Source organism: Hymenobacter perfusus, assembly GCF_003944765.1.
GTDB classification, from domain to species: domain Bacteria; phylum Bacteroidota; class Bacteroidia; order Cytophagales; family Hymenobacteraceae; genus Hymenobacter; species Hymenobacter perfusus.
This window is the reverse complement of the sequence record NZ_RWIU01000001.1, coordinates 257616-280940: the sequence shown is the minus strand read 5'-3', so window position 1 is coordinate 280940 and position 23325 is coordinate 257616. Positions and strand designations below refer to the sequence as shown.

Below are 23325 nucleotides of genomic sequence, written 5' to 3'. Positions count from 1 at the left end.
ACCAAAATAAACCGAGCGGTGAAAGCCCGTTGTTCCGGCCGGAGCAACGGGCTTTTGTTATTTTTTTTGTGGGGGCTGACAGTAGGAGCTGGAAGCAGATCGGGGCCGCTGGCGCGTCGGAAGTAGCGAGGCTTGTGGTTGTATATAAATTGTTGAATATGTAGATTTTACCGGGTTGAATCGGCTTGAAAAAAGTTCCGTAAAGTAGAGCAGTCACAACTTTATTTTGGCCGGAGCGGTATAGGCCGGTAACCTGGCTGGTAGTACTACGCTGCTGCCGCAGTGCTTTTTGTGCCATCTGTTCCACCTACTTTCGCTCTATGAGACACCTTTTAGCAACTTCAACGGCCCTGGGTCTGACGCTTCTGGCGGCAGCTCCGCGGGCGCAGGCCCAGACGGCCGACCGCAAGACGGCCATCGGCCTCAACGTAAGCGCCATGCAGTACAAGGGCAACTTCGGCTCCGACTACTGGAAGTTCGGCGAGAACAAGTATGCCCCCGGCATCACTTTCAGCCGCTACATCTCGAAGGGCCTGGACGTGCAGCTGAGCGGCAACTATGTGGAGTTCAAGCAGACGGCTCCGAACAGCGCTCCGTACTTCGGCAGCAGCTTCGCCACCAACGTGGTAAACGTAAACCTGGGCCTGAAATTCAAGGCATTTAAGGAAGGGTCGCGGATTCGCCCTTACCTGCTGGCTGCTCCCGGCCTCACCTACATGAGCCGCGAAGCCACTATCAACCGCAATGGTACCTCTACCAATCAGGATGAGGACAAAAACCATTTCGACCTGTTCGGGGCCGCCGGTATCGACTTCCGTCTGGGAGATGCCGTGACCCTGTTCGTGCAGACCGGCCAGCACATTCCGCTAAACGCCAACATTGATGGCGACCCGGTGCGCGATGACAACAAGTTCGACGACCGGTTCCTGCAGCACACCGTGGGCCTGAACATTGCTCTGGGCAAAGCCAAGGATACTGACGGTGACGGTGTACCGGACCGCAAAGACAAGTGCCCCGATACGCCCAGCGGCGTAACCGTGGATGAAAACGGCTGCCCCCTCGATGGTGACAAGGACGGTGTTCCGGATTACCAGGATCAGTGCCCCACTGAAGCCGGTACGGCCGCTATGCAAGGCTGCCCCGACCGTGATAATGACGGCGTAGCTGATAAGAATGACGACTGCCCCGACGAGGCCGGCCTGCCCGCTCTGCGCGGCTGCCCCGATGCCGACGGTGATGGTGTTGCCGATAAAAACGATAAGTGCCCCGCTACCCCAGCCGGTACCCAGGTAGATGCCAACGGCTGCCCGCTGGTGGTTGACGCCGACGGCGACGGTATTCCGGATTCGGCCGATAAGTGCCCCGATACCCCCAAAGGTGCCAAAGTGGACGCTAACGGCTGCCCCATGGAAATTGATCCGGGCGTGCGCAAACTCGAGCAGCCAATCCGCTTCGAGACGAACAGCACTGTTATCAAGCGCACCTCGTATGGCACGCTTGATAAAATGACCAAGGCCCTGAAAGACCACCCCGAGTACAGCCTGCGGGTAATCGGCCACGCCGACTCGCGCGGTACTGATGAGTACAACCAGGCTCTGTCGGAGCGTCGCGCCGGTTCGGTGAAGCGCTACTTCACTGGCAAGCAGGTTGACCCCGCCCGCATCGTAACCGAAGGCCGTGGCGAATCGGAGCCCGCTGCTCCGAACACGTCGGCCGCCGGCATGTCGCAGAACCGTCGTGTAGAATTCAAGTTTGAGTTTTTCATCCCCGATGCTCCCCAGCCCTAAGGCCGGGAGGTAACTACCAAGAAAAGCGGCGTACCGGTTGGTACGCCGCTTTTTTTACGCCATCTGCCGTTGCCCGCCCGCTTTAGCTGAACGGTTGCGCCGGGGTTGCGTACAGACTTTTTACTCACTCCTTTTTTCTGTTCCGTATGAAACTGCGTCACTTTTCTTTCCTGCTGGCTTTTGGATTACTGCTGCTGGCTGGCTGCCGCGCTGGGGGGCCGGGCAACCCGGCCCGCACCGTTACCGAGTTCTTCAACAAGTACGAAAACCGCTCGGGCTTCAAAGCCACCGACTGGAACGCCGGCCTGGGTACGCGCTTCGTGCTGGGCCGCATTGCCAAGCTGGGCGGCGGCAGCGACATCAGCGAGGCCCTGACCTCTATCCGGACGGCCCGCATCCTCACCTTCACGCCCACCACCGGCAACGCCCGCGACTTGGTAGCGGAAGGTCTCACCAAGGAAGTAGATGGTCTGCTGGCCAATGAGCGGTACACGCCGCTGGCCGTTACCACGGCCGAAGGTCCTAACCAAATGCGCTACTCGGTGCGGGAGCAGGGCGGCAAAGTCTCGGAGTTTGTGGCCGTGGGTACCCAGGGCTCCACCGATTCATTTGTACTGGTTTCGGTAGCCGGCAGCTTCACCCGCGAGCAGGTGGCTCAACTCAGCAAAGTACTGCCCAGCGTTATCAGCGGCACGAATTAAGCAGCCAGAGCTGTAACAGAATAGCGGAGTAACTGAGCAACCGTTCTGACGCCACACTTGGTGCCAGAACGGTTGCTCAGTTACTCCGCTATTCTGTTACAGCTCTCAGAATTCCAGTACGTTCAGAAAGAAGACGTCGCGACCGGGGCCTTTTTCGGGACGTACGTGCTGGTAGCCGCAGGCTAGGAACCGCCCGCCGTACCACGTTAGCAGATGCTCCTGCGAAGTGTCGTTGGTTTTCTCCGTGGGGTCAGCGGGGCGGAGCTGAATCTGCCAGTCATTAGGCGCAGAAGCCGCTTGGTCTACCACCTTATAGTGAAATTCATCATTCTTCAGATAAGCCATAGCCATGCGGCGGCCATCGGAGAGAGGCCGCATTCGCACGGTTTCCTGCAGCTGGAAATGCTCAATTTCCTTTAATAAAAAAGAGTTGTCCCAGAGTAGATTGCCCTGCCGGTCAAACCCGCAGATGAGGGCGTGCGTGGTCCGGAAGCCTTCAGAAGCCCGGCGGTTGTTGTAGAAATTGTTGTAGCGCGAAGGATAGCCGAAGCCCCCATAGCCGTAATTGGCAAGGCTGCCCAGGTTACCGTAGTTGAAGTTGGAGGTATTGTAGCGCGGGTAGTACACCTCCGAGACCAGCACGAAGCCTTCGGCCGTGGGCACCATATCGTGCATGAGCAATTGGTAGCGGTGGCGGAACTGCCGGTCAGAAGCCCGAAGCCGCTCACTGCGCTGCCGCATGCGCGCTACTTTGGCCGGCTTCATGAAATCAAAGAAGTGCTTGAAATTCAGAAAATCATAGTACCGCAGGGAGCGCCGCTGACCGGTAGGAGTGACGCCGGCGGTGAGGTCGGAAGCAAACAAGCCCTGGGAATAGCGGGAGTCGCGCAGGGTATAGGTGCCGGCCAGCAGGCGGGCGGCACTGTCGCCGGGGCTGAGCTGCGCGTCCAGCAGGCCCCGCTCACTGCTGGCCTGCACGAACTCGGAGCGTATGAGGCGGCCGTCATCGGAGAGCTGCTTGAGCTGCAGCCGCGACTTGAAGCCGTTGGTTTCGCTCAGGATCAGCTCGGCCCGCTTCGTGACGGAATCGGCCAGAAAGGTGAAGCGGGCAGGTAACGGCTCATATACGGAAGGCAGAAACTGAAATTTGGCCGTGTGCAGATCCAGCAGCAGAATCGTCAGGTGCTGATCTACTTCCACCGTTACAAACAGATTGCCATCCAGGGCCTTCAACTCATGAATTCCCCGGGTGCGTTTGGTTTTAAACTCACCGTTACCCAACTCCCCCGTCCGCGAATCGAAGGCCGCAACCCAAAGAGTGCCCGGATCAAGGCCGCTGAAAATAGCATACACATCGGTGCCTTCGGAGCAGAGCCGCTGAAAATCGTAGCCGCGCGGCACCGGAATATCGGCCCGGCGGATGGGCTGCAGGTTGTGGTTGAACTTCTGGAAATAATACTCCGACTTACCGCTCAGAATAGGGTCGCGCTCCACCAGCAGTACCACGCTGCTGTCTTCGGGCAGCGGCTGCACCTGCACGTCGCTGCTGTAAGCCTCCAGCAGCAGCTCGGCCCGGGCGGGCTGGCTCGGCTCAACGGAGAACTTGGGCGGGGTGGCTTTCTGGGCCCAACCCGTCGAAATACTCAGCAGAAAGCCCAAAAACAGGTATAGTTGTTTCATAACACAAGCCAAAAATGCCAGGCCACGCTGTGCATTAGGAAGATACGGCGAAAGGCGCGCATCACCTAACACGGCCCGCTGGAAATAAGATGCCGACTTGGCCTGAAATGCACACGGCCCACCCTAAAATACTAGGGCAGGCCGTACGCAAAAGTTTGGGGCGGGGCTTAGCTGCCTAACTCCAGCAACACATCAAACTCCTCTGGCTTCAGGGCCATTACCGATAAACGGGACTGCCGCAGCAGGCCAATCTGGCTGAGGCGCGCGTCCTGCTTGATCTGGGCCAAAGAAACGGGCCGTGCCAGCGGCTGCTGCGGCTTGAGGTGAACGGCTACCCAGGTACTGCCGGCTTCGGCAGTAGCATCGGGCGCGGCGGGGGCAGCTACTTCGGCAATGCCTACTACCTGTTTGTCGGTTACGCTGTGGTAGTAGAGGACCAAGTCGCCAGGCTGCATCTGCTGCAGGAAGTTGCGGGCCTGAAAGTTGCGCACGCCGGTCCAGTCGGTGCCATTATCGCGCACAAACGTGTCCCAGGAGTACGCCGCCGGTTCTGATTTAACGAGCCAGTAGTTCAAAGGTGAAACGGGTAAAGAAGTGAAAGTGCTGTCCGGATAACCGGCAGCCAACAGCAATGGCCGGAGCGAAAATAGCACCGTCCCGGCGGGCGGCCACTGCCTCGTCATGACGAAGCAAAAGCCGCCCACCGGGACGGACCAGAAATTCAGGTTCGAAGGAGTCTATTGGCGGCGCGCCACCAAGCGGCCGTCTTCCACCGATTTTACTTCCAGCACGAAGCCGGTACGTTGCGCATCGGTGAACTGAATGCGGTAGGTATTGCTTCCGGCCGCTTCCCAAGTGCCGGGCCGGGTTTCTGGTGCATCGGCCGGCCCCAAACCGTGTTCCAGAAACGTGCCGTCGGTATTCAACCGGATGCCTTCGTAACGCCAGCCAACTGCTGAATTAGTTGGGGTGTACACATCGTATTGAGCTTCAGTTTTCTGGAAAGTGTTGAACCACTCCCGGTCGAGCAACGCGGCCGGCGGCGTCACTTCATCGGCTTTAGAACAGGCTCCTAGGGCCAGGGCCAGGCTGCAGGCAATAAAGAGGCGCATACGCATAAGGACTTTTAAGTGAGGAAAATACTATTGGCAGGAGTTTCCCTCGGCCCGAATGGTTGCAAGTGCTTCGGCTACAACTCAACCCGGCGCACTTTCAGCACGTCGTTTTCCAGCGACACTACTTCCAGCGTGTAATCGGGGTCTTTTTTGTCATCAAGGGTTATGCGCAGGGTATGGTCGTTTTCGGCGGTCCAGCGGCCCTTGCGGCCCTCAATGCCATCGGTCGGGGCAATGTCGAGCTGGGTGAACAGACCGTTATGGTCGAACGTGAACCCCGTACGGCCCCGTGACGGAGGAAAGGCATAAGTATTGGGCCGGTACACGCGTACATCGCCCTGGTCTTCTTCGTGGGCGTGCAGCCAAGTGCGCTCCAGTTGCTTCAGCTGGGCGTTGGCTTTCGGATCGGGGTTGCAGGTGGCGGCCAGGAGCAGCACGCTCAGGCAGGACAGCAGAGTGAACAGACGCATAGGTAGAGAAATGATGGCCTGAGCTGCGCCCAGGCCGTAGGAAGAAAATCCGGTGACCCGCTGCCTGGGCATTTGCCCCGTAGGTCAGGCCACTCAAAAGTAAACAAATTGGCCGCGTAGCCTGAAAAGCAGGCGGCGCTCCGGCTGTATACGGCCCCCCGCCCCGAAAGCTTAGGCCACGTTGGCCGCACCGCCTACCTTTGCCTGCCTTATGGATAACCGCGCCCTCATCCGAGCCTTCCGCCTCACTGCCCAGCTCATGGAGCTGCACGAAGAGAATCCGTTTAAAATCCGGGCCTACGAAGGCACGGCCAACGCGCTGGAGCAGCTCTCCGTGCCCGTGGCCGACCTGGACCGTACCGGCCTGCCCGACCGCACCGGTCTGAGTAAAACTGCCGCCGCCAAAGTGGCCGAAATGCTCGATACCGGCTCGTTTGAGGAGCTGACGCGCCTGCTGGCCGCCACGCCGCCCGGCGTAATTGGGTTGCTGGGCATCAAAGGCATCGGCCCCAAGAAAATCCGTAGTCTGTGGAAGGAACTGGGCATTGAAGGGCCCGAACAGCTGCGTGAGGCCGCCCAGAATGATGAGGTGAGCAAACTCAAGGGCTTCGGCCAGAAAACCCAGCAGGCCATTTTGGAAGCCCTCGATTTCACTGACCAGAGCCGGGGAAAACTGCTGTACCCGCCGGCCGAGGAACTGGCGCTCGACCTGCTGAACCGGCTGAACGCAACTGCCGGGGTAGAGCAGGCCGCCGTGGCGGGCGAAGTGCGCCGCCGCCTCGAAACGGTAGAAACCATCACGCTGGTAGTTGCCACCACTCAGCTGGCAGCCGTGCATCAGCTGCTGAATACGCTGGATGGCCTCACGCCCGACCCGCGCCGGAGCGGCCCTTTCGCGTGGCGTGGCTCGGCTACGGCTTCGGGGGTGAAAGTGGAAATAGTGCTGGTAGCTGCCCCCGACTTTACCAACCAACTCCTGCTCAGTACTGCTGCCGAGGCGCATTTATCCGAGCCGCTGGTCCAGGAACTGCAACCCGGCCAGCCGGCCACCCTGCGCCAATGGCTGAAGCGGGAACGGTTTGCCACCGAACCCGCGCTCTACCAGCGGGCCGGCCTACAATACGTGGAGCCGGAGCTGCGCGAAGGGTTGGGCGAGCTGGGCTTGGCCCGGGAAAATAAGCTGCTGCCTTTGCTGGAAGACGCCGACCTGCGCGGCTCCCTGCACAATCACAGTACCTATTCCGACGGCAACCACACCCTGCGCGAAATGGCCACCTTCCTGCGCGACCAGGGATACGAGTACCTCGGCATCTGTGACCATTCGCAGGCGGCGCATTATGCCAATGGCCTGCCGCCGGAGCGGGTACGCCAGCAGCAGCGCGAAATTGATGAGCTGAACCAGGAGTTGGCCCCGTTTCGCATCTTCAAAGGTATTGAGTCCGATATTCTGTCGGATGGCTCGCTGGATTACCCGCCGGCGGTGCTCGAAACCTTCGATTTTATTGTGGCCTCGGTGCATTCCAACCTCAAAATGGACGAGCGTAAAGCGACCACGCGGGTGTTGCGGGCCATCGAAAACCCCTATACTACCATGCTGGGGCATCCTACCGGCCGCCTGCTGCTGCGCCGGGAAGGCTATCCGCTCAACCACAAAGCCGTTATCGATGCCTGCGCCCAGCACAAGGTAATAATCGAAATAAATGCCAACCCCTGGCGCCTCGACCTGGACTGGCGCTGGGTGCGCTACGCCCTCGACCAGGGCGTGCAGCTCAGCATCAACCCTGATGCCCACCACACCAATGGCTACGCCGATATGCGCTACGGGGTGTTCATGGGACGTAAGGGCGGCCTTACCAAAGACATGACGTTCAACGCAAAATCAGTAGACGAAATAGCCGCCTACTTTGCCGAGCGTAAGGCGGGTATCAAACCCCCGCTGGAGTTTAAAGATTCGTTGTTTGGGTAGTGGCAAGTGTCGGTTACCCGCAACGGGGCTGTTTGCTTAAGCCGGGTAGCCCCTGATTTCCCGACGTCAACTGATCAAATGAAAATTCTTGTTCTGCGCTTTTCTTCCATTGGCGATATTGTGCTGACGACGCCCGTGGTGCGGGCGCTGAAGCAGCAGGTACCAGGCGCGGAAGTGCATTTTGCCACCAAGCCGGCTTTTCGGGGCCTGCTGGAGCCTAATCCGTACGTGGATAAGGTTCATTGCCTGACCGGCTCGTTGCCGGAGCTGGTGGCAGAGCTGAAAGCGGAACAGTTTGATTTCGTGGTGGATCTGCACCACAACCTGCGTACGGCGCTTATCAAGGCACAATTGGGCGTAAAATCAGCCAGCTTTGATAAGCTGAACTGGCGCAAGTGGCTGCTGGTGAACCTGAAAATCAACACGCTGCCCAACGTGCATATTGTGGAGCGGTACCTGGCAGCAGCGGCACCGCTGGGGGTGAAAAACGATAAGCAGGGGCTCGATTACTTTATTCCGGCCCAGGATGAGGTAGATATTTCGGCCGCGTTGCCCGCCGCTTTTCAACGCGGCTACGTGGCTTTTGCCATTGGCGCGCAGCATGCCACCAAGCGGCTGCCGGTGGAGCGGATTATTGAGCTGTGCGGGCAACTCCGGCGGCCTATTGTGCTGTTGGGCGGCCCCACCGATGAAAGTACCGGCCACATCGTGGAACTGGCTTTCGGACAGGGTACTGCCAGTTCGCCGCCGGCCCCCGGCCGTATTCCGGATAGCCCCTATTACTTTCCTGCAACGCCCCCCACTGCGGAGGCATCGGCAACGGTTATTTACAATGCCTGCGGTAAATTCAACCTCAATCAATCGGCCTCCCTGGTGCGGCAGGCCAGCCTGGTGGTCAGCCACGATACCGGCCTGATGCACATAGCCGCCGCCTTCCAGAAGGAAATCATTAGTGTGTGGGGCAACACCGTGCCGGAGTTCGGGATGTACCCGTACCGCACCGAGTTTCGGGTGCTGGAAGTGCCGGACCTCGCGTGCCGGCCGTGCTCCAAAATCGGCTACGAAAAATGTCCCAAAGGTCACTTTCGCTGCATGCATGATATCCGCTTTGACCTGGACTTGCCGGACCCCTACGGATTGTAGTAGAAAAAGGTTGCGGTTGAGCTGCCGGAAAATGAGAAATATTCTGCCTGGTTTGTAATATTGTGTGATTCGGTCAGGCAGAATCCTATTTTTCTCATCTTCCTACTTTCTCTTTATGCGAGTTTCTACTCTGCGTCTTTTAACGTTTGCCGTTCTGGCAGTATGGCTGACGGCCTGCGGCCCGAGCATTTACATGGCGCAGGATTTCCGTGCCTACGTTCCCAAGCACAAAACGGTAGCTATTCTGCCGGCTTCAGTTACCATGCAGCTGCGCCCCAACCAGGCCCGCAATACCTCGGCCGAGCAGCTGCGGAACCTGGAGCAGCAAAGCGGTTCCGATTTCCAGGAGAAAATCTATTCGTGGCTGTTGCGCCGCGCCGGCCAGCGCGCTTACACCGTCCAGTTTCAGGATATTATGCAAACCAACTCCCGGCTGCGGGAAAGCGGCATTCCGTTTTCGGAGCTGCGTAACCACTCACCGCAGGAGCTGGCCAAAATTCTGGGCGTAGATGCCGTGCTGACCACCAGCGTGCGGACCAGCAAACCCATGAGCGACGGGGCCGCCGTGGCCCTGGGAGTACTGGTAGGAGCCTGGGGGGCCACCAACCAAGCCAATATCACCGTGAACATTCACGAATCGGATGCCGGCAAACTACTGTGGAAGTACGACTACGTGGCCAACGGCTCGGTGGGCAGCTCTACCGAGGGCATGGTGAACGTCCTGATGCGCAACGCTTCCAAGAAATTTCCTTACACCCCCAAATCGTAACGTGGCGGCTGCCTGACCAGCCACCTACGGGGCACTTACCGGAAGGGCCGCTTTTGCACCAGGCAAAGGCGGCCCTTTTCTATGGCCGGATCAGGTAACCTGCGCGGACTTACCTGGTGGTAGCCGGGACAAAAATCACCCGCTGCTCCACTACCTGCTCCGTGTAGCCAAACGGCTGCAGCAACTGCCGCAGGTACGGCCGAACAGGATGCGTACGGTAGCTGGAATCAATGACGAAAGCGGCTGGCTTATACCGTTGCAGAAAGTCCCGCACCTGCCCGGGAGTCGGCGACGAGCCCAGCGAGTCAGGGTGCGTTTGTACCTGCAGCAAGGCCCGCAGTACGGGTTGCTGCCGGAGGGCAACAAACAGCTCCGGCTTCACGCGTGAGAGGTAACCGCCGGGCAGCTTCTTGCGGTGAAATGCCTGATAGAAGAGCTGTTCAGTGGGCAGGTGGCCTGCCTGCCGGTTACCATCCGTAACACCTAGGGGAATGGGTATCAGCGTGGTGCCGGGCCGGGCCGCCAGCTGCCGGTAGAAAGCCGGAACCGACGCGGCCGTTGCCTGGTAATAGGTTTTTGGCCAGAATTCCAGGGCTACCACGGCAAACAATACCCCACTGAGCAGGTAACGTGAAGATGGCTTCAGTCCTTGCCAGGCCGCTTCCAAAGCACTGAAGGAAATAATGGGCAGCAGCAGCCCCACCAGCATAATCCAGCGCGTAGGGCACCGGATGTTGTTGAAGAAGGGAATAAAGTGCAACAGGGAAGTAGGCAGATTCAGCCGCTCATGGCCATATATCCGGAGCGTAGGTACCGTAAAGAGCAGAAACATAAGAAGTACCCATAGTAATGGCTTCCCCTGGGCGTCCTGGGCGCGGAGCGAGCGGGGCCGGCGTCTCCACAGCCAGAGGCTGAGGGCCAGCGCCGGAAGCGCGTACCCAATGAATAGGGTGTTTTCTATCGAGCCGGGCATGTTGAACAAAGAAGAGTTGTACAAACGACCGGCCCAGGCAAAATCCAGCCAGCGGCTGGTAGCTGGTGGCAGCAGAAACGCCACCACGTCGCCTCCCCACCATTTACCCGAATCGGGCACGCCAGCCAGGCGGAGCAGCCGGATGCCGATGTGGCTCACGAGGAGTATGCCTGCCAGTACGGCCCAGGTCCGCCAGTTGCGCCAGTTGAGCCGGCCAATGCGCAACCAGTACCAGCTGGCATACAGCAGCGAGAAGTAAATGAGGCCGAACAGAACGTAATAGTCGCTCAGTAACGTGATGATGCCCAGCAGGCAGCACGCCAGCACCGCCGCCCGGCTCCTGACTATCGGCAGCAGCCGGCCTTCCCGAAATTCAAATGCGCGCAGAAAAGCCAGCACGTAAAAGGGTACGGTGGCGGTCAGCACCAGATTGAAGTGTTCGGGCAGCCGCTGGAGCTTGTAGGGTGAGTAGGCGAAGATGAAACCCGCCAGCAGCCCCAGCACCGGGCTTTTTACCCAGCGTCGGGCCAGGTAATACGCCCCCGTACCCGACAGCGCGTAACTGGCCAGTAGCCCCAGGTTGATGGCCAGCATCTCATTCCCGATCAGCACCGCCAGCATCCCGATGATGGGAATGTAAGCGTGCATGATCAGTCCCGAGCCGGCGGGGTAAAACAGCCAGTCAGTGACAAACGGATTGTGCCCGGTGGTTGCGGCTTCCCGGAAGTGCCAGACGTTCCAGTAAAACTGGTAGGAATCGTGGCCGGGAACTGCCGGAAAAGCCGTGGCAAAATTGCCCGCCAGGGGCCAGGTGAAGACGATGAATACGCCTGCATAGAAGAGCAGGACAACCAGTGAGCGTAGAATACGAGGCATCGAAACGATAGTAAGGGGCTGAGCATAGGCCCTTTGTACTGGCGCCTGTTATGGGTCGGGTCGGCGAATAAGTTGGCAAGATAGGCAGGGCGGCAGTTGCCGGCCAGGCTGGCCCGCTGCCACTGGGCGGCGTTTACTCAACTTTCCCCCACTAGGCTTTCGTATGAAGTAGGCCGTAATTGCTCCGGCAGTGCTGATAAAATTGGGGCCCGCCGCCCGGATAGCGGCTGTCGGGGCCGCGGCCATGACGGGTACGAAGGTGCTTCCCAAAACAGACGTGCTAGCCGGTATTTTCAGGCTGCCACCCGATACTAGCCTCCGTTGAGCCGGGTGGGCATGGTACTACGTGTTATACAGTCAGTGCCGATGTACGGCCCGCAGAAGCCTTGGTGCGCGTTCTGCAAAAATGCATAAATGAATTCTCCGCTACATTTGCTTGTAGTACCAGATGACCGCCTGCCTGATTTTTTGGTGGTTAGTACTTGCTTATGACCTTATCTGCCGGCTCTGCCGATGTTCTGACCCGCCTGCGCCAGGAAACCCGTCCGTATCATGATGCGCTGGAGGACACCGAGTTTAATCGGCAGCTGAAAGCCGGCACGCCAACCGAAGCCGCCACGGCCCGCTTTCTGGCGAAGCTTTACGGGTTTGTGGTACCGTTTGAAGCCCAGTTACGTGCCCACGCCGAGGAGTTTGGCCCGGAATGGGAGCTACCGCGCCGCTACCGGGCTCCGCTGCTGCTGCAGGATCTGCCCGCCGCCGCTACGCTGCCGCTGGCACCCAACCTGCCGCCTTTACACACCCGTGCCCAGCTGCTGGGTGCTATGTACGTGCTGGAAGGCTCCACGCTGGGCGGCCAAGTAATTGCCCGGCAGCTGGCGAAGGCCGGTATTTCGGCCCGGGCGTATTTCAGCGGCCATACCGAGCAAACCGGTCCGCTCTGGAAATCTTTTGTGGGGTTGCTGGCCGAGGCCGCTACGCCCGCTACCACCGACGACATTGTGGCCTCGGCCGTTCTCACGTTTCAACGTTTACACGCATGGATAGAACAGGCGTAATTTACACCGACGAAACCCTGTTAGGCGCAGAAATCAACCTGACCAACTGCGACCGGGAACCTATTCACATTCCCGGCCTGATTCAGCCCTACGGCTTTCTGCTGTGCCTGCACGAGCAAACGCGCCGTGTGGTGCAGGCCAGTGCCAACACGCAGGATTTGCTGGGCATTACGGCCGAAAGCCTGATCGGGCAGGGGCTGGACTGCCTGTTCGATCAGGCCCGCCTGGCTGATATAGAAATCCAGCTCACCATGCTGACGGAAGGGCACCGCCTAGTAGGTGTTCGGCTCGATAAGATACCCGCGCAGCCGTTCTACAAGCTGATTATGCACCGCTTCGATGCCCTGCTGTGGCTGGAATTTGAACCGGTAGCTGAAACGACGGACGGCCCCCTCAACCTGCCTTCCCTCAATGATGCGCTGGGCCAGATGCTGGCTGCTGCTTCCGTAGTAGAGTTCTGCGAGTATGCCGTGCAGCAGGTGCGCGAAATCACCGGCTTCGACCGGGTAATGGCCTACCGGTTTGCCGAGGATGAAAGCGGCGAGGTAGTGGCCGAAGCCCGCCGCTCCGACCTGGAGCCGTTCCTGGGGCTTCACTACCCGGCCACCGATATTCCGAAGCAGGCCCGGGCCATGTACCTCAAAAACTGGCTCCGCTTTATTCCTGACGTGGAATACGTGCCCGTGCCGCTGGTACCGGTGCGCAACCCGGCCAGCCAGCGCCCCCCCGATATGACCTACTCCGTGCTGCGGAGCGTGTCGCCCATCCATGTAGAGTACCTGAAGAATATGGGCGTGGGTGCCACCATGACGATTTCCCTGATTCGGGATGGGCAGCTGTGGGGGCTGCTGGTGTGTCATCATTACGCACCGCGCCTGGTAAGCTACGAGCTGCGCGACCTGTGTCAATTCATTGGAAAAACCTTCTCCGCTCTGCTCAAAAGCAAGGAGCAGGCCGATGATTTTGCTTATCAACTGCGTCTGCGCGAACATCAGGCCCGGCTCTTTGGACTGATGGCCGAATTACCGGATTTCCGCCAGGCCCTCTACGACCATTTGCCGGTAGTGAAAGACGTGTTTGACTGCGGCGGCGTGCTGGTGAGCTTCGATGGCCAACTGGCTACCTACGGCAGCACCCCTGATACCACCCAGATACGGGAGCTGCTGGCGTGGCTGAGCACACACGCCACCGGGGAACTGTTTCATACCAGTTCCTACGCGCGGCACAACCCGGCCGGCGTAGCCATCCGCGCCACGGCCAGCGGCATCCTGGCCATCCGGCTCGATAGGGCGGCCGGCGACTTTATCGTCTGGCTGCGGCCGGAAGTGTTGCAGACCGTTACCTGGGCCGGCCAGCAGCAAAAGGCCGAAGTGATGAAAGACGGTCAACTCCATCTGTCGCCCCGGCACTCGTTTGCGGCCTGGAGCGAATCGGTGGAGAATATGGCCGAGGCCTGGAAGCCCATCGAAATCGAAGCCGCTCAGGAAATCCGGCTGCGCATTGCCGATATCCGCCTCAAGCTGTTCAACGAAATTCAGGCCCGGGCCCTGCAGCTCAGCCGCCTCAATGCCGAGCTGGAACGCAGCAACGATGAGCTGGATTCCTTTGCCTACGTGGCTTCCCACGACCTGAAGGAGCCCCTGCGCGGTATCCACAACTACTCCGTTTTCCTGCTGGAAGACTACGCCGATAAGCTGGATGCCGATGGCGTGGATAAGCTGCAGACCCTGGTGCGCCTGAGCCAGCGCATGGAGTCCCTGATTGAGTCACTGCTGCAGCTCTCCCGCGTGGGCCGCTTGGAGCCGGATGTGCAGCAGGTAGATTTGAACCGGATACTGGCCGAAGTCATGGAAATACTGCAGCCTCGCCTGGAGCAAACCGGCACTCTGGTTACGGTAGCGCAGCCTCTGCCCACCGTACCAGCCGACCCGGTGCGGTTGCGCGAGGTGTTCAATAATCTGCTGACCAATGCCATGCGTTACAACGATAGTGCCGTGAAAACCGTAGAAATAGGTGTTGCTCCCGCAGGCACTACCGGCCCGCGTGGGAGCATGAACCCGGCAGCATTCCATGTACTCTTTGTGCGTGACAACGGCATCGGTATTGACTCCCGGCACCACGAGAGTATTTTCAAAATCTTTAAGCGTCTGCACAGCCAGGATAAATATGGTGGTGGCACTGGGGCAGGCTTAGCCATTGTGAAAAAGATGATAGAGAAGAGTGGCGGCCAGCTCTGGGTGGAGTCTCAGCCAGCGCAGGGGGCTACTTTCTTCTTTTCGCTTCCGAAATACACCGCATGAGTTCTGCCTCCCTGAAACCCATTTTAGTAGTCGAAGACAGCACCGAGGACTTTACGGCTCTGGGCCGGGCATTCCGCAAGCACGCGTTGCAAAACCCGGTACTGCGCTGCACCGACGGCGACCAGGCGCTGGAATATTTGCAGGGCTACGGCCGCAACGTCAAGTGGCCGGCCTTGCTGCCCGCCATCATCCTGCTCGACCTGAATATGCCTGGTACCGATGGCCGGGCGGTGTTGGACGTGGTGAAACACGATGACGCCCTCAACACCATCCCGATTATCATTTTCAGTACGTCTTCCAACAGCAAGGACATTGAGGAGTGCTATCGGCTGGGAGCCAACAGCTACCTCACCAAGCCCATTGACTATGCGGCTATGGAAGAAAAAGTGCGCCTGATTGTGCAGTACTGGCTGAGCGCGGTAGAACTGCCCAGCAACTAAGCCGCCGTCCGTGAAAAAAATACTGCTGGCTGATGACAACGTAACCGACCGGGTACTGTACCGCCGCTTTCTGGGAAAGCAGCTGGGGCACGAGAGCTTGGAGTTTTATGAAGCTACCTCCGGTGCGGAAGCCGTGCGCCTCTTCGACCAGATCCGGCCGGACTGTATGTTGCTCGACCACAATCTGCAGGATATGGACGGGTTGCTGGTACTGGAGCAGCTAAAGCAACTGGCGCGCCCAGCGGACCTGTGCGTAATAATGATAACCGGCAGCGGCAACGAAACCCTGGCTGTGCGTGCCCTCAACAGCGGGGCTTCCGACTACCTCGTGAAAGGGCAGTTCGACCGGGAGCTGCTGGCGCGAACCGTAACGCACGCCATCGAGAAAAACGAGTGGCAGCAGTACCAGACGCGCTACCACCAGGAACTGCAGGTGATGAACCAGCAGCTGCGCGAGTCCTTGTCGGAACTCACCGAAACCCGCCAGCAGCTCCAGTCCCGTAACCAGGAGTTGGCGGCCATCAACCAGGAGCTGGGCCGCACGAATGCCGATCTGGACAACTTCGTGTACGCCGCCTCGCATGATCTGCGGCAGCCCGTGCACAATCTACAGGGCCTGTTTGAGGAGCTCCGCCGCTCCGCCACTTTCCACGACCCCGAGGAAGCGCACGTTCTGAGTCTGGTCGATTCCTCCCTGCGGGCTCTGGTAACCACCATTACCGACCTAGCTATGGTCGTGCAGGAGCAGCGCCAGACCGGCGACCAGGCAACCGAGCCGGTGCAGGTGAGCGAAGTAGCCAAAGAGGTCTGTCATTCGCTCCGCCCTCAGGTGGAGGCCACTGCTGCCCGCATTACCACTGACTTCAAGCAGATGCCGGAGGTTGTGTACATCCGGTCCAACCTGCGCACAATTCTGCTGAATCTGCTGTCCAACGCACTTAAATACCGGCACCCTGCGCGCCGCCCTGAGGTAATAGTGCGCACGGGCTGGCACAACGACCAACCCGTTCTGGAAGTGCAGGACAACGGCCTGGGGCTCGATATGGCCCGCCACGGTGCCGATTTGTTCCAGCTCTTTCGGCGCTTTCACCCCGGCGTGGAGGACGGCACCGGCGTGGGGCTGTTTCTGGTGAACCGGCTGGCCCAGACGGCTGGTGGCCGGGTGGAAGTGGAAAGTCAGGAAGGCGTCGGTACAACTTTTCGGGTGTACTTGCGCAGCTGATTTTCAGCTAGGATTTACACCAAAAAAGCCTGCTTACAGAACGGAAGCAGGCTTTTTTGGTGATGAGCAGCTTTAACCGATCTGGCTGAAGCCGCAGTAGGAGTGCAGCACTGCCGGCAGGCGGATACCCTCGGGCGTCTGGTTGTTTTCCAGCAGGGCCGCCACAATGCGGGGCAGCGCCAGCGCCGACCCGTTGAGCGTGTGCAGCAGTTGTGTTTTGTTGTTTTCGGTGCGGTAGCGCAGCTTCAGGCGGTTGGCCTGGTAGGTTTCAAAGTTAGACGCCGAGCTTACCTCCAGCCAGCGTTGCTGGGCCGCGCTCCATACTTCCAGGTCGAAGGTAAGAGCCGACGTAAAGCCCATATCCCCGCCGCAGAGGCGCAGCACCCGGTACGGCAACTCCAGCTTCTGCAGTAGGCTCTCAATGTGCGCTACCATCCCTTCCAGAGCCAAGTAGCTCTGCTCAGGCTGGGTAATTTGTACAATCTCAACTTTATCGAACTGGTGCAGGCGGTTGAGGCCCCGGACGTGGGCACCCCAGCTGCCGGCCTCGCGGCGGAAGCAGGGCGTGTAGCCAGCATTCCGGATGGGCAGTTGCTCGGGCGCAATAATCTCGTCGCGGTAGAGGTTGGTGATGGGCACCTCGGCCGTTGGAATCAGGTACAGGTCGTCGGCCGTGGAATGGTACATCTGGCCTTCCTTGTCGGGGAGCTGGCCGGTACCGTAGCCGCTGGCTTCGTTGACCAGAATCGGGGGCTGAATTTCCGTGTATCCGGCGGCCCGGGCCTCATCCAGGAAAAAGTTGATGAGCGCCCGTTGCAACCGCGCACCCTGGCCCTTGTAGACTGGGAAACCGGCTCCCGTAATCTTGTTGCCCAGCGCGAAGTCGATGATGTCGTACTGCTCAATCAGGTCCCAGTGGGGTTTGGCGTCGGCGGGTAGCTCAGGCTTGGTGCCTACTTCCCGCACTACCTCGTTGTCGTCGGCCGAGCGGCCCGCCGGCACGCTGCTGTGGGGCACGTTGGGCAACTTGTAGAGCGTTTGCTGCAGCTCCTTTTCTACTTCGGTCAGTTCTTCGGCGTGGGCCTTGTTCTGCTGCTTGAGCTCAGCAGTACGGACTTTTAGCGTCTCGGCCTCGGCCTTATTGCCGGCCTTCATCAGTCCCCCGATCTGGCGGGCCAGCTCATTCGCCTCGGCCTGCGCCTGGTCGTGGGCGGTTTGCAGATCCTTCCGCCGCTGATCCAGCGCCAGAATGGCCTGCACGTCGGCTTCGGCAGTTTTATAGTTTCGTTTGGCCAGGCCAGCCAGCACGGCGGCGGTATGTTCTTTCAGGACGGAAACTTGCAGCATAACGGCAGAAAACGCGGATTGGAATTAAACAAAAGTAGAAGTTTGCGGCCGATGAAGCAGAATTCCATTGGCCACTCTGGCCAGTGAAGTTCTTGGCAGGTTACGGAACAGGCCGGAATGCGGCCCTGTTTCTGGCACTCCGGGCGGCCGGGAACTGTTCCGCTGGCTTGCGTCGTTGGCAATCCAAGCCACTGTTTAAGTGGTTAAACGGCTGTATCCTTTGGGGCAAAACCTGCGTACGCTACCCAAACTGCAAAATCCATCATCCGATTTGGCAGTTCCCCCGCATTCCGCTAACATTGCACATACAAGCTGACCCTGGTTGGCGGGCCCGATGGCATTTTTACCGCGCCTGGCCTGCACTCCGCTTTTCGCGCCAGTTGGCTCCACCCACGGTTTTTACTTCTCGCTTCTTTCTGCGTTGGGCGCCGCGTTGCGGCTGTCTTTTGTGCCCAGACTGGCCTGTGCTGCCCCATTTTAGGCTTTTCGCCGCCCCGCCCCTTTTTTGCTTCACCGCTACCTATGTACACTATTGACGAGTTAAAGGACCGTTTGCTGTCCGAACTAAAAGAAGTTGCTGAAACCCTGAAGGTGGGTAATTTCAAAAAACTCAGCAAACAGGATCTTATCTATAAGATTCTCGACCAGCAGGCCATTACGCCCACTGATAAGCTTCCCCAAAAAGTGAAATCCGGCGAAGTTGCCGTGCCTGCCACGCCCGCCGCGCCCGATCCGGAACCGGTGGAAGTTCCGGCGGTTAAAACGCCTGTGGCCAAAGCGGCTCCCGCCGCCAAAACCACCGGTACGCGTGCGGCCCGCCCGGCGGCAGCCCGTCCGGCTCGCGGCAAAGTGGCGGCCCCGGCCTCTGCCGAAGTAACCGCCGGTGAAACCGAAACTGCCCCCGTAGCCCTTGCAGGTCCTGTTGCCCCGGAAGCTCCGGCCGTAGACACGGAATCAACCCCAGTTGCTACCGAACCTGCCGTGGCTGAATCAACCGGTACGGCTTCCGCTGAGGAGACTCCGACTGAGGATTCGGCCAGCATCGAGCGTCCTGTGAAGCTGTACCAGCGGCCGGAGCGCCGTACGCGCACCGACCGGGCCGGTCGGCCTATTGTAGCGGGTACTGAAGCCGCAGCAGCAGCCGAGGAAGCTGCCCCGGTTACTGAAACGGCCGTGGAAGCTCCCGTAGCTCCGATGCGTGACCCCCGGCCCATCGACCCCACTGCGCCTGCGCCACTGCGTGAGGGCCGCCTCGAGCAGCCACGTATTTTCCGCGACGGTCGGGAGTACATTCCCCGGGAAGCGCGTACGGACGCTGCCCGCACCGAAATCCGGCCCGACAGCAACAGCCGCGCCGAGCAGCCTCGGGACCTGCGCAATGATCAGCCCCGCACCGATGCCCGCCAGGAGGGTACCCCGCGCGACGGCAGCCGCCCCGAACAACCCCGCAACCTGCGCGAGGGCGGCCGCCCCGACGCCCGCGACCAGCGTGAGCAGCGCCGCGAGGAACGGTATGCGGCCCGGGAACTGCAACGCCAGCAGCGCCAGGAGCAACGCCTCACTGAGCGCCAAAACGGTACCGGCGAGCAGCCGGCCCGTGCCGAGCGGGCGGAGCAGCGGCCGGCACGACAGGACTTCGATATTACCATTCCCGGGGACGGAACCCTGGAAATGATGCCTGACGGCGGCTATGGCTTCCTGCGCAGCCCTTTCTACAACTACCTCGCTTCCCCCGACGATATTTACGTGGCTCCGCAGCAGGTGAAGCAATTCGGCCTGAAAGCCGGTGACACGGTGAAATGCACCATCCGGCCCCCGCGCGATGGAGAAAAATACTTTGCGCTGGTAAGCGTGGAAGGCATAAATGGTCGCTCGGTGGAAGATGCCCGGGACCGGATTCCGTTCAGCAACCTCACGCCCCTGTTTGCCGAGGAACGCCTGAAGCTCACCACCAAATCGGCCCAGTACAGTACCCGGATCATGGATCTGTTTGCGCCCATCGGCAAAGGCCAGCGCGGCCTGATTGTGGCGCAGCCTAAAACGGGTAAAACCGTGCTGCTCCAGGAAATTGCCAATGCTATTTCCGAAAACCATCCGGAGGTTTATCTGATGATTCTGCTCATTGATGAACGCCCGGAAGAGGTAACGGACATGGCCCGCTCGGTGAAAGCCGAGGTGCTCAGCTCAACCTTCGATGAAACGGCTGACCGCCACGTCAAAATTGCCACCATTGCCATGGAAAAAGCCAAGCGCCTCGTGGAGTGCGGCCACGACGTAGTGATTCTGCTCGACTCGATTACCCGCTTGGCCCGCGCTTACAACACGGTGCAGCCGGCTTCGGGTAAAATTCTCTCGGGTGGTGTGGATGCCAATGCGTTGCACAAGCCCAAGCGCTTCTTCGGGGCGGCCCGCAACGTGGAAAATGGCGGCTCCCTGACCATCGTGGCTACGGCCCTCATCGAAACCGGCTCCAAAATGGACGAGGTTATCTTCGAGGAATTCAAAGGCACCGGCAACATGGAACTGCAGCTGGACCGTAAGCTGGCCAACAAGCGCATCTTCCCGGCCATCGATGTACCCGCATCCGGTACCCGCCGCGAAGACCTGCTCATGAGCAAGGACGAACTGAACCGCATCTGGGTACTGCGCAAGTTTATGTCGGACATGACGGCGGCCGAGGCCATGGAGTTCCTCAAGGACCGCATGAAAGGCACCCGCGACAATAACGAGTTCCTGCTGGCCATGAACGGCTAAGCAACCCTGCTGATTTAACGACAAGAGGCCCGATTTGCAGCTGCAAATCGGGCCTCTTGTCGTTAAATCAGCAGGGTTGTGAAAAAGCTGTTCTAATAAGAGTAAGCTCTACCACACAGTATGGAATATAGTAAGTGAGTAGCTATATGACTGATAAGAAATTCCCATTTTGAATATATGTGATTCATAGTAGGAATAAGATTGTTTTATTTATTACTTTACGCAAAAAAATTTGCACTCATCTAAGCCTGGTCATGCTTATGCACACCTCAACCACGCTGCCACTCTGGTTTCAATCATTGTCTGTGAAGAAATCTGGATTTCCGCTGCTTTGTACTTGGCTGTTTGTCTGTCTAATGGGTACCAGTTCGCACGTACAGGCCCAGTGCACAGAAACAATCAGCAACAATGGTAACCGAACCTACACTACCGCGGGGCCTAACCAGACAATCTGCGTGGCTACCGTCGGCTTCAGTAGAACTATCATAATAAACCATTCCGGATGTACCCTAAACATTAATTCAGCTTCCGGTATTGACGCCACAGCGACGATAACGCTCAATGCAGCGGCTACCTCTCTTACCATCAATAACAATGGGACGATGAATGCCACCCTAGGAACGTTTCGGGGTGGTACTATCAATAATACGGGCTCGTGGGGTGGCAACATTGATGGGGTTACGGCTGCCACTACGGTTGCTAACAGCGGTACATGGGCCTCTGCAAGCCGGTTCAACGGCGTAGCGGCCCCGCTTACTCTGACCAACGCCAGTGGGAGTACATGGAGCACGACTATCAATACGGGTGCAGGCAGTTCGCTCGATATTACTAATAACGGGACGTGGAATGTAGGCCTGGGCTTATCGCCCGGCACCAACCGCTTCACCAATACCAACACTGCTACCTTCCCCACGCTGGGCTTTAATGGTACCTCCACGCAGTTAGTTAATCAGGGCTCAATGACGTTCGGGGCCAGCCGGGTAGACGTGCAGAGCACAGCTACCATTACCAATAGCAGTGGTGCCACGCTCACGACCAATGCCCTGAGTATTAATAGCACTGCCACGCTCACTAATGCGGGCACCGTGCAGGCCACTACTTTCTACAACGACCAGGGCACGACTACCAACACGGGTGTGCTGCGTACTTCCGCTGATTTCTTTAACTACAGCGGTACCGTCACGAATACTAACCGGATCATCGTGGCTGGAGCTTTCACTAATAACGGCACGTTTGCCGGCCCGGCCGCGCCCGGACGGGGAAGTGTTACGGTAGCGGGAGCCTCAACCAACACTGGTACCTTTGGGGTATCCGGCCGGCTCGACTTCTGCGACGCCGGCAACCCCACCAGCGGGTTCGACACGCAGAATGGCACAGTAGGGGCAACTACCACGTTCTGCTCCGCTACGCCGTTGCCGGTTACGCTGGTCAGCTTTAGTGCCGTGCGCCAGAGCCAGGGCGTACTGGTGAAGTGGAGTACGGCTATGGAAATGCAGAACGCTTACTTTGTGGTGGAGCGGGGTGCTAATGCCGAAAATTTTCAGCCTCTGGCGAAAGTAAAAGGTATGGAAAACGGCTTTCAAGGAGCAGAATATGTGTTTCTGGATGAACAACCTCTGGTGCAGCTAACATACTACCGGCTGCGGCAGGTAGATACGGATGGCACCGGTACTTACTCATCGGTAGTAGTGGTGACGGGGCCGGAAACCTCAGCTATGGCGCTGGTGCTGCTGCCTAATCCGGCCCAGCAGTATGTGCAGGTGCAGGGAGCCGCAAACCGACCCATACAGTTGCTGGACATGACTGGCCGGGTGCTACGTATGCAGCCTGCCGGAAACAGCCTCCTGCAGTTGTCAGGCGTGAAGCCCGGCCTGTATCTGGTGCGAACCGGAATGCGTACGGCCCGGCTGGTAGTGGAGTAACTAAAGTTAATTTGCTGAAGTATACTGTGCCCCGGTCTACAAGCCGGGGCATTTTGTTGCTGGCACGGCCATCTGGATAAACCGATGATGGATTGGAGTAAAAGATTGTTCCCGGTACTTTTGCCCTCATGGAACAACAACCTGACCTGCCTGAACTGCTTTACCTCTCTGACCCCTTGTGTGGCTGGTGCTACGGCATGAGCCCCGTGATTCAGCGGGTGCAGCGGGAGTTTGCCGGGCGGGTAGCTGTATCGGTGCTGTGCGGTGGCATGATAACCGGCGAGCAGGTGGGACCCATCGGGGAGAACTGGCACGGCCTGACCGGCGCACTGGCGCAGGTGGCCCGTGTTGCCAGCGTAGAGTTTGGGGCCGCTTTTCAGGAGGTGGGGCAGGAGGGCAGCCGCCGGCAGGATTCGGAGCCGCCGAGTAGGGCCATTCACGCTTTCCGCCAGCTGCGCCAGGACGAGGCTGCCCAATTCGCCCACGAGGTGCAGCAGGCCTACTTTCAGCACGGAGCCGACCTCAACGACCCCGCCACGTACGATGCGCTGGTAGCTCCCTACGGCCTCGACACGGCCGACTTCCGGGCGCGTTTAGCAAGCCGGGAAGTTATTCGGGGGACTATTCTGGAATTTGCCGCCGTGGGAAAAATTGGCGTGCAGGGGTTCCCGACTAGTATTCTACGGATTGGCTCGCAGGGCTACGTACTGGCTCGGGGCTATCAGCCCTACGAAACCTTTGCCGCCCGTCTGGAAGAGGCCCTGAACCAACCTGATAATGCGTAAATACCGAAAGGTAGCCG

Annotated in this window: 18 protein-coding genes; 12 read left to right on the top strand and 6 right to left on the bottom strand. The window is 59.0% G+C overall.

Features of this window, described 5'->3' with window-relative positions:
- The first annotated feature begins 320 nt into the window (after positions 1-320).
- Both EI293_RS22545 and EI293_RS01185 read left to right on the top strand, forming a co-directional pair.
- Positions 321-1787, top strand: coding sequence for an OmpA family protein (locus tag EI293_RS22545; RefSeq protein WP_125434925.1), 1467 nt, complete (start codon positions 321-323; stop codon positions 1785-1787).
- A gap of 146 nt (positions 1788-1933) precedes the next feature.
- Positions 1934-2488: a DUF4252 domain-containing protein gene (locus EI293_RS01185; protein WP_125434923.1), complete on the top strand. Its 555-nt coding sequence runs from the start codon at positions 1934-1936 to the stop codon at positions 2486-2488.
- A gap of 105 nt (positions 2489-2593) precedes the next feature.
- Here EI293_RS01185 and EI293_RS01180 read toward each other — a convergent pair whose 3' ends face one another.
- The 4 genes from EI293_RS01180 to EI293_RS01165 all read right to left on the bottom strand — a co-directional run bounded on the left by EI293_RS01180 (position 2594) and on the right by EI293_RS01165 (position 5753).
- The gene (locus tag EI293_RS01180; protein ID WP_125434921.1) at positions 2594-4168 is read right to left on the bottom strand and encodes a hypothetical protein; all 1575 of its coding nucleotides are present in this window, start codon (positions 4166-4168) and stop codon (positions 2594-2596) included.
- Between the two features lie 167 nt (positions 4169-4335).
- A complete protein-coding gene (locus EI293_RS01175; RefSeq protein ID WP_125434919.1) occupies positions 4336-4743 on the bottom strand; it encodes an EVE domain-containing protein in 408 nt (135 codons plus the stop codon).
- A gap of 162 nt (positions 4744-4905) precedes the next feature.
- Positions 4906-5280 (bottom strand): hypothetical protein, encoded by a 375-nt coding sequence (locus tag EI293_RS01170; RefSeq protein ID WP_125434917.1) that lies wholly within the window; start codon positions 5278-5280, stop codon positions 4906-4908.
- 77 nt (positions 5281-5357) lie between these two features.
- Positions 5358-5753 carry a hypothetical protein gene (locus EI293_RS01165; RefSeq protein WP_125434915.1) on the bottom strand — a complete coding sequence of 132 codons (396 nt, stop codon included), beginning with the start codon at positions 5751-5753 and terminating at the stop codon, positions 5358-5360.
- A 211-nt stretch (positions 5754-5964) separates the two neighbouring features.
- Between EI293_RS01165 and EI293_RS01160 the strand changes: the two genes are divergently transcribed.
- The 3 genes from EI293_RS01160 to EI293_RS01150 all read left to right on the top strand — a co-directional run bounded on the left by EI293_RS01160 (position 5965) and on the right by EI293_RS01150 (position 9631).
- The gene (locus EI293_RS01160) at positions 5965-7719 is read left to right on the top strand and encodes a DNA polymerase/3'-5' exonuclease PolX (RefSeq protein WP_125434913.1); all 1755 of its coding nucleotides are present in this window, start codon (positions 5965-5967) and stop codon (positions 7717-7719) included.
- A gap of 78 nt (positions 7720-7797) precedes the next feature.
- Positions 7798-8862, top strand: coding sequence for a glycosyltransferase family 9 protein (locus tag EI293_RS01155; RefSeq protein WP_125434911.1), 1065 nt, complete (start codon positions 7798-7800; stop codon positions 8860-8862).
- A 115-nt stretch (positions 8863-8977) separates the two neighbouring features.
- On the top strand, positions 8978-9631 hold the full coding sequence (locus tag EI293_RS01150; RefSeq protein WP_125434909.1) for a hypothetical protein: 654 nt from the start codon (positions 8978-8980) through the stop codon (positions 9629-9631).
- Positions 9632-9740: 109 nt separating this feature from the next.
- Here EI293_RS01150 and EI293_RS01145 read toward each other — a convergent pair whose 3' ends face one another.
- Complete coding sequence (locus tag EI293_RS01145) at positions 9741-11480, bottom strand: hypothetical protein (protein WP_125434907.1); 1740 nt, start codon at positions 11478-11480, stop codon at positions 9741-9743.
- Between the two features lie 488 nt (positions 11481-11968).
- Here EI293_RS01145 and EI293_RS01140 point away from each other — a divergent pair, with 488 nt between their 5' ends.
- The 4 genes from EI293_RS01140 to EI293_RS01125 are packed head-to-tail and all read left to right on the top strand — an operon-like array spanning position 11969 to position 16500.
- Positions 11969-12538 carry a biliverdin-producing heme oxygenase gene (locus EI293_RS01140; protein ID WP_125434905.1) on the top strand — a complete coding sequence of 190 codons (570 nt, stop codon included), beginning with the start codon at positions 11969-11971 and terminating at the stop codon, positions 12536-12538.
- Positions 12520-14838 (top strand): ATP-binding protein, encoded by a 2319-nt coding sequence (locus tag EI293_RS01135; RefSeq protein ID WP_170170193.1) that lies wholly within the window; start codon positions 12520-12522, stop codon positions 14836-14838. Before EI293_RS01140 ends, EI293_RS01135 begins: the two co-directional genes overlap by 19 nt.
- Entirely contained in the window at positions 14835-15278 is a 444-nt protein-coding gene (locus EI293_RS01130) for a response regulator (RefSeq protein ID WP_125434901.1), read from the top strand. The genes EI293_RS01135 and EI293_RS01130 overlap by 4 nt, the downstream gene beginning before the upstream one ends.
- Positions 15279-15288: 10 nt before the next feature.
- Positions 15289-16500 carry a sensor histidine kinase gene (locus EI293_RS01125; protein WP_125434899.1) on the top strand — a complete coding sequence of 404 codons (1212 nt, stop codon included), beginning with the start codon at positions 15289-15291 and terminating at the stop codon, positions 16498-16500.
- A 72-nt stretch (positions 16501-16572) separates the two neighbouring features.
- On the opposite strand, the gene serS is transcribed toward EI293_RS01125, so the two are convergent.
- Positions 16573-17847, bottom strand: coding sequence for a serine--tRNA ligase (gene serS, locus EI293_RS01120; protein WP_125434897.1), 1275 nt, complete (start codon positions 17845-17847; stop codon positions 16573-16575).
- Between the two features lie 522 nt (positions 17848-18369).
- Here serS and rho point away from each other — a divergent pair.
- From rho to EI293_RS01105, 3 genes are all read left to right on the top strand, one after another.
- Complete coding sequence (gene rho, locus EI293_RS01115; RefSeq protein ID WP_125434895.1) at positions 18370-20601, top strand: transcription termination factor Rho; 2232 nt, start codon at positions 18370-18372, stop codon at positions 20599-20601.
- 602 nt (positions 20602-21203) lie between these two features.
- Positions 21204-22523 carry a T9SS type A sorting domain-containing protein gene (locus EI293_RS01110; protein WP_125434893.1) on the top strand — a complete coding sequence of 440 codons (1320 nt, stop codon included), beginning with the start codon at positions 21204-21206 and terminating at the stop codon, positions 22521-22523.
- A 128-nt stretch (positions 22524-22651) separates the two neighbouring features.
- Positions 22652-23308 carry a DsbA family protein gene (locus tag EI293_RS01105; protein WP_125434891.1) on the top strand — a complete coding sequence of 219 codons (657 nt, stop codon included), beginning with the start codon at positions 22652-22654 and terminating at the stop codon, positions 23306-23308.
- The last annotated feature ends 17 nt before the right edge of the window (positions 23309-23325 follow it).